Source organism: Streptomyces sp. NPDC085944, assembly GCF_040686295.1.
Classification (GTDB): Bacteria; Actinomycetota; Actinomycetes; order Streptomycetales; family Streptomycetaceae; genus Streptomyces; species Streptomyces salinarius.
The window spans coordinates 47,662-54,939 of the sequence record NZ_JBFBJX010000011.1; the positions used below are offsets into that span (position 1 = coordinate 47,662).

Annotated in this window: 6 protein-coding genes; 1 reads left to right on the plus strand and 5 read right to left on the minus strand. The window is 74.7% G+C overall.

What is annotated here, in order from left to right; translation table 11 throughout:
* Positions 1-264 precede the first annotated feature (264 nt).
* Genes AB0P07_RS22140 through AB0P07_RS22160 form a run of 5 tightly spaced genes read right to left on the minus strand, consistent with a single transcriptional unit; the run spans position 265 to position 5,789 of the window.
* Positions 265-1,062, minus strand: a complete 798-nt coding sequence (locus tag AB0P07_RS22140; RefSeq protein WP_003975453.1) for a type III pantothenate kinase — start codon at positions 1,060-1,062, stop codon at positions 265-267.
* 5 nt (positions 1,063-1,067) lie between these two features.
* Positions 1,068-2,057, minus strand: coding sequence for a carboxylating nicotinate-nucleotide diphosphorylase (gene nadC, locus AB0P07_RS22145; protein WP_365553013.1), 990 nt, complete (start codon positions 2,055-2,057; stop codon positions 1,068-1,070).
* 2 nt (positions 2,058-2,059) lie between these two features.
* Positions 2,060-3,793, minus strand: coding sequence for an L-aspartate oxidase (locus tag AB0P07_RS22150; RefSeq protein WP_365553015.1), 1,734 nt, complete (start codon positions 3,791-3,793; stop codon positions 2,060-2,062).
* On the minus strand, positions 3,790-4,800 hold the full coding sequence (gene panC / locus AB0P07_RS22155) for a pantoate--beta-alanine ligase (protein ID WP_365553017.1): 1,011 nt from the start codon (positions 4,798-4,800) through the stop codon (positions 3,790-3,792). Before panC ends, AB0P07_RS22150 begins: the two co-directional genes overlap by 4 nt.
* Positions 4,797-5,789 carry a DUF2520 domain-containing protein gene (locus tag AB0P07_RS22160; RefSeq protein WP_365553019.1) on the minus strand — a complete coding sequence of 331 codons (993 nt, stop codon included), beginning with the start codon at positions 5,787-5,789 and terminating at the stop codon, positions 4,797-4,799. The genes panC and AB0P07_RS22160 overlap by 4 nt, the downstream gene beginning before the upstream one ends.
* A 200-nt stretch (positions 5,790-5,989) precedes the next feature.
* On the opposite strand from AB0P07_RS22160, the gene AB0P07_RS22165 reads away from it, so the two are divergent.
* Positions 5,990-7,174, plus strand: coding sequence for a beta-eliminating lyase-related protein (locus tag AB0P07_RS22165; RefSeq protein WP_365553021.1), 1,185 nt, complete (start codon positions 5,990-5,992; stop codon positions 7,172-7,174).
* The last annotated feature ends 104 nt before the right edge of the window (positions 7,175-7,278 follow it).

Genomic DNA, 7,278 nt, shown 5'->3' on the forward strand with positions numbered 1-7,278 from the left:
AGGCAGTCCGCCACGCCGTCGCCGCTGCAGGCAGTCCGCCACGCCGCCCCAGCTGCGGGCAGGCGTGCCGCTGGGGCGGCACGGGTGGGCGCAGCGGCAGACCGCGAACGCCGGGCCGCGTCACCCACCCCGCGCCCACACCCACGCCGGGGGCCACGCCGACGCCGGGACAGTGGGTCCACCCGGCGCGCCCGCGCCGGGTGACCGGGCAACCCCGGACCGGTGGGCCGCCGCGCGTCGGGGGCGGAGGGGGCATCGGGTCACCTACATGCGGGACACGTTTCGTTCGTACACCAGGCGCAGTCCCATCAGCGTCAGCCACGGCTCGTGCTCGTCGATCACCGACGACTCACCCAGCACCATCGGGGCCAGTCCGCCCGTCGCGATGACGGTGACGTCGTCCGGGTCGTCGGCCAGCTCGCGGGCCATGCGGTTGACGACGCCGTCGACCTGGCCGGCGAAGCCGTAGACGATCCCGGACTGCATCGCCTCGACCGTGTTCTTGCCGATCACGCTCCGCGGCCGGGCCACCTCGATCTTGCGGAGCTGGGCGCCCTTGACGCCGAGCGCCTCGACCGAGATCTCGATGCCGGGGGCGATGACGCCGCCGATGTACTCCCCGCGTGCGCTGACCGCGTCGAACGTCGTCGCCGTGCCGAAGTCCACGACGATCGCCGGGCCGCCGTACAGCTCGACGGCCGCGACCGCGTTGATGATGCGGTCGGCGCCGACCTCCTTGGGGTGGTCGGTGAGGATCGGGACGCCGGTCTTGACGCCCGGTTCGACCAGCACCGCGGGGACGTCGCCGTAGTAGCGACGGGTGACCTCACGCAGTTCGTGCAGGACGGAGGGGACCGTCGCGCAGATGGCGATGCCGTCGATGCCGTCGCCCAGCTCGTCACCGAGCAGCGGGTGCATGCCCATCAGGCCCTGGAGGAGGACCGCCAGCTCGTCGGCCGTGCGGCGCGAGTCCGTGGAGATGCGCCAGTGCTCGACGATGTCCTCGCCGTCGAAGAGGCCGAGGACGGTGTGCGTGTTGCCTACGTCGATCGTCAGCAGCATGGCTTCTACTCCGCCGCTCGCAGGTCCAGGCCGATGTCCAGGATCGGGGAGCTGTGGGTGAGCGCGCCCACGGCCAGGTAGTCGACGCCCGTGTCGGCGTACGCCTTGGCGTTGGTGAGGGTGAGGCGGCCCGAGGCCTCCAGCGCGGCGCGGCCTGCGACCAGGGTCACCGCCTCCGCGCACTCGTCGGGGGTGAAGTTGTCCAGCAGGATCAGGTCCGCGCCCGCCTCCACGACCTCGCGCAGCTGGTGCAGGGTGTCGACCTCGACCTCGATGGGCAGGTCGGGGAAGCTCTCGCGCACGGCCGTGAAGGCCTCGGCGACGCCGCCCGCGGCGACCACGTGGTTGTCCTTGACCAGGGCCGCGTCCGAGAGGGACATGCGGTGGTTGACGCCGCTGCCGCAGCGGACCGCGAACTTCTCCAGGCTGCGCAGCCCGGGGGTGGTCTTGCGGGTGTCGCGGACCTTGGTCTTCGTGCCGTCCAGAACGTCCGCCCACGCGCGCGTGGCCGTCGCGATGCCCGACATGCGGCACAGCAGGTTCAGCGCGCTGCGTTCGGCGGTCAGGATGTCGCGGGTGCGGGTGGTGACGGAGAGGAGCTTCTGGCCCTCCCGCACGCGGTCGCCGTCCTCCACGTGGCGCTCCACCTCGAACTCGTCCGTGCAGACGATCGACAGGACCGCCTCGGCGACCCGGAGGCCCGCCACGACGCCCGCCTCGCGCGCGGTGAAGTCGGCCGTGGCCACGGCGTCCTCGGGGATGGTGGCCACGGTCGTCACGTCCACGCCGCCCGCCAGGTCCTCCTGGATGGCGACGTTCGCGATGTCCTCGACCTCGACGGGGTCGAGGCCGGAGTCCAGCAGGAGGGCGGCGAGGGACGGGTCGAGGCCGCACTCCATGTAGCTGTCCTCCTCGGTGTCCGCGCCGCAGGCACAGCCGTCGCCGCAGCCTCCGGTGGAGGCGAGGGGGAGTTCGTTGGGGTCGGAGGGGTTCACTGTCACTGCTCCTGGGGACGGTGCGTCGGCTGGGCGCCGTGGACGGTCGGGGGGAATTCTGGCGTGTCCGTGGTGTGCACGGCGAGCGTGCGGTCCGGGTTCAGGCGTACGACGATGTGGCGGCGCCACGCCGTGTCGTCGCGCTCCGCGTGGTCCTCGCGCCAGTGGCAGCCGCGGGTCTCCTCGCGCCGGGCGGCCGCGGCGACCAGGACGCGGGCCACGCACAGGAGGTTGGTGGCCTCCCAGGTGTCGACGCCCGGCTCGGACGTCTTGCCGTGCTCGTGCAGCGCCTCGCGGGCCTCGGTGTGCAGGGCGTGCAGCCGGTCGGCCGCGCGCGTGAGGGAGTCGGCCGAGCGCAGGACTCCGGCGCCCTCCGTCATGATCCGCTGGATCGTGATGCGGGACTCGGGCGGGAGGAGGGGGTGCTCCGGGTGGTCCGGGTGCGGGACGGGGGCCGGTACGCGTGTGTGGGGGGTGCCGGCTGTGCCTCCCGCCGCGATGTCGGCCGCGATGCGCTCGGCGTAGACCAGGCCCTCCAGGAGGGAGTTGGAGGCCAGGCGGTTGGCGCCGTGCACGCCGGTGCAGGCGACCTCGCCGCACGCGTACAGGCCGGGGACCGTCGTACGGCCGTGCGCGTCGGTGCGGACGCCGCCCGAGGCGTAGTGGGCGGCGGGCGCGACGGGGATCGGCTCGGTGACCGGGTCGATGCCGTGGGCCCGGCAGGCGGCGAGGATCGTGGGGAAGCGGTGCTCCCACATGTCGGCACCGAAGTGACGGGCGTCCAGGTACATGTGCGCGGCGCCCCGCTCCTGCATGCGGCGCGTGATGGCCTTGGCGACGATGTCGCGGGGTGCCAGTTCCGCGAGTTCGTGCTGCCCGAGCATGAAGCGCACGCCGTCCGCGTCCACCAGATGGGCGCCCTCGCCCCGTACCGCCTCGGAGACCAGGGGCTGCTGGCCCTCGGCGTCCGGGCCCAGGAAGAGGACGGTGGGGTGGAACTGGACGAATTCGAGGTCGCTGACCTCGGCGCCCGCGCGGAGGGCCAGGGCCACTCCGTCGCCCGTGGAGACGGGGGGGTTGGTGGTCGCCGAGAAGACCTGGCCCATGCCGCCGGTGGCGAGGACGACCGCGGGGGCGTGGACCGCCCCGACGCCGTCGTGCTGGCCCTCACCCATGACGTGCAGGGTGACACCGGCGGTGTGGCCGTCGGCGTCCGTGAGGAGGTCGAGGACGAGTGCGTTCTCGACGGTGCGCAGGCCACGCGCGCGTACGGCCTCGACCAGGGCGCGGGAGATCTCGGCGCCCGTCGCGTCGCCGCCCGCGTGGGCGATGCGGCGGCGGTGGTGGCCGCCCTCGCGGGTGAGGGCCAGGCCGCCCTCGGTGGACTCGTCGAAGTGCGCGCCGGTCGCGATGAGGCGGCGTACGGCACCGGGGCCTTCGGTGACCAGGGTGCGGACCGCTTCCCGGTCGCACAGGCCGGCGCCGGCGACCAGCGTGTCGTCCAGGTGCTGCTCGGGGGTGTCGCCCTCGCCGAGGGCCGCGGCGACGCCGCCCTGGGCCCAGCGGGTGGAGCCGTCGTCCAGGCGGGCCTTGGTGACGACGACGGTCCGCAGGCCGGCGGCCTCACAGCGCAGCGCCGCGGTGAGGCCCGCGACGCCGGAGCCGACGACCACCACGTCCGCGGCGACGGCCCAGCCGGGCGCGGGAGCGTGCAGTCGTATGCCTGTGCTGGTCACGAGGCGGCTCCGAGGGGTCCGAAGGTGAGGTGGACGTTGTCGATCAGGCGGGTGGCGCCGACCCGGGCGGCGACGGCGAGGACGGCCTCGCCGGTGTGGTCGTCGCCGATCTCGGTGAAGTCGGCGGGGTCGACCAGGGCGAGGTAGTCCAGCTCCAGGGGCGGGGTGGCCCGGGCGGCGTCGTCCAGGACCAGGCGGGCGGCGTCCCGGACGGCCGTGGCGCTGCCGGGGGCGGAGGTGGCGACGGCGTGGGCGTCGGCCGCCGCGCGGGACTCGCCCAGGGCGCCCAGCGCCTCGGCGCGCGCCCGGGTGGCGGGTACTTCGCGGGCCCGCGCGCAGAGCGCCTCCTGCGCGGCGTGCCGGTCCTGGCCGGCGAAGAGCGCCTGGGAGAGGGCGAGGGCCGTGCGGCGTTCCGCCGTCGAGAGGTAGCGGTTGCGGCTGGACAGGGCCAGGCCGTCCTCCTCGCGCACGGTGGGGACGCCGACGATCTCCACGCCGAAGTTCAGGTCGCGGACCATGCGGCGGATCAGCGCGAGCTGCTGGGCGTCCTTCTGGCCGTAGAGGGCGAGGTCGGGGCGGGTGAGGTGGAGCAGCTTGGCGACGACGGTGAGCATGCCGTCGAAGTGGCCGGGGCGGGAGGCGCCCTCCAGGCGCTCGCCCATGGGCCCGGCGGTGATCCGCACCTGGGGTTCGCCGCCCGGGTAGACCTCGTCGACGGCGGGGGCGAAGACGGCGTCGGCGCCCGCCCGTCCGGCGATCTCCAGGTCGGCGTCCAAGGTGCGCGGGTAACGGTCGAGGTCCTCGCCCGCGCCGAACTGGAGCGGGTTCACGAAGATCGTGACGACGACCTCGCCGTCGGGGCCCGCGAGGTCGCGCGCCGTGCGGATCAGGGTGGCGTGGCCCTCGTGCAGGGCGCCCATGGTCATCACGACGGCCCTGCGGCCGTGGCGCACGCGTGCGTGCAGCTCGTCGGCGGTGCGCAGCAGGACGGGCGGGGTGGGGGTCATCGGGCGCCTCCGTCGGTGCCTTCGGGGCCTTCGGTGCCTTCGGTGCCTTGAGTGCCGTCGGAGCCGGGGGGCTCGTTCGCGCCGGTGGCTCCGTCGGCGAGTACGCCGAGCAGGTCCTCGGCGAGTTCCGCCCTCAGCAGGCCGTGGTCCAGGGCGCGGTCGGCGGTCGCGCGGGCCATCGCCACGTAACCGGCGACGGCCTGGGGGGCGTGTTCGCGCAGCTCCGTGATGTGCGCGAAGACCGTGCCCGCGTCCCCGCGCGCGACGGGGCCGGTGAGGGCCGCGTCGCCGGAGCGCAGGGCGTTGTCCAGGGAGGCGCCGAGGAGCGGGCCGAGCATCCGGTCCGGGGCCGTCACACCGGCTGTGCGCAGCAGCTCCATGGACTGGGCGACCAGGGTGATCAGGTGGTTGGAGCCCAGGGCGAGGGCCGCGTGATAGAGCGGGCGCCGGTCCTCGGCGATCCACTCCGGCTCGCCGCCCATCTCGATGACCAGGGCCTCGGCCGCCAGCCGCAGCTCCTCGGGTGCGGTGACGCCGAAGGAGCAGCCGGCCAGCCGCTGGACGTCCACCGGGGTGCCGGTGAAGGTCATCGCGGGGTGCAGGGCCAGCGGCAGGGCACCGGCTCGCAGCGCGGGGTCCAGGACCCTCGCGCCGTACCGCCCCGAGGTGTGCACGAGCAGCTGGCCCGGGCGCACCGCCCCGGTCTCCGCGAGCCCGGTCACCAGGCCGGGCAGGGCGTCGTCGGGGACCGTCAGCAGGACCAGCTCGGCGTGCTGGAGGACTTCGGCCGGCGTCATGAGCGGCACGTCGGGGAGGAGGGCGGCGGCACGCCTGCGGGATGCCTCGGAGACCCCCGAGACGGCCACCGGGCGGTGCCCGGCGAGCTGGAGGGACGCGGCAAGCGCTGGGCCCACCCGTCCGGCGCCGACAACGCCTACGGTGAGCCGCGCGGGGCGGTCCTTGGGGTCTGGCTGTGGGGTTGTGTTCACGCGACGGCGGCCTTCCCGTTCCAGTCCGCTCGGGGTACCGGACGATTTCTCGTCATGTTAACGCGATCGGTCCGGGCGACGTCCGGTTGTCCACAGGCTGTGGGTTTCCGCGCGATGCCGGGACACACCCCCGCGCGCGCGTGTCGGAGCCTGTGGGAAACGGGGTGCCCCGCGGGCGGTCAGCGCGACATGATCCCGGCATGAGTGACACGGCAGAGCGAAACGAGCAGGCGGAACCGGACGAACCGGAGGAGCGGCGGAACGAACGCCGGCGGGAACGACGCGTGGCCGCCCTGCGCGACGCGCGGCGCGTGCTCGCCCGCCCGGGCTTCATGACGTCCCTGCGGGAGCGCATCGCCCTGCTGGACGGGGCCGGCGAACTGTACGACCTCGACGAGCCCTCCGACATGTACGGCAACGGCGTCGTGACGGCCCTGGAGGAGCGGACCGCCGCCCTGCTCGGCACGGAGGCCGCCGCCTTCTTCCCGACCGGAACCATGGCGCAGCAGGTGGCCCTGCGCTGCTGGGCGGGCCGCACCGGCAACCCGGTCGTCGCCCTGCACGGGCTCGGCCACCCCGAGCGGCACGAGCGCAGCGCCTTCAGCCGGGTCGGCGGGCTGCGCCCGGTACGGCTGACCGACGCGCCCCGGCAGCCGACCGCCGACGAGGTGCGCGGCTTCGAGGAGCCGTTCGGGGCGCTGATGCTGGAGCTGCCGCTCAGGGAGGCCGGCTATCTGCTGCCCACCTGGGAGGAGCTCACCGAGGCCGTCGAGGCCGCCCGGGAGCGCGACGCGGTGGTGCACTTCGACGGGGCCCGCCTGTGGGAGTGCACCACCCACTTCGACCGCCCCCTGGCGGAGATCTCGGGCCTGGCGGACAGCGTGTACGTCTCGTTCTACAAGTCCCTCCAGGGCTACGGCGGCGCCGCCCTGGCCGGCCCCCGGACCCTGGTCGAGGAGGCGAAGGCCTGGCGGCACCGGTACGGCGGCCAGGTGTTCCAGCAGTTCCCCACGGCGTTGTCCGCCCTGGTCGGCCTGGAGCGCGAGTTGCCCCGGCTGCCCGCGTACGTGGCCCACGCGCGCGTGGTGGCCGCCGCGCTGCGCGAGGGCCTCGCGGAGGCCGGGCTGCCGTGGGCGCGGGTGCACCCCGAGGTGCCGCACACGCACGAGTTCCAGGTCTGGCTGCCCTGCGACGCGGAGGTCGCGGGCGAGACCGCGCTGCGGCAGGCCGAGGAGACCGGGACCATGCTGTTCTCCCACCCCTGGGACCCGGCCGGCCCCGGTGTCGCCCTGACCGAGGTCTCGGTGGGCGAGGCGGGCCTGGGGTGGACGACCGACGAGGTACGGGCGGCGGTCGCCGACTTCGCGGCCCGGGTGCAGGGCTGACGACGTGGACAGTCGCCGAGGTCGCGGCCCGACGGCAGGGCTGACGGCTTGGGGGCAGTCGCCCAGGCACGGCCCGACAGCAGGGCCCACCGCCCGGCAGCCGG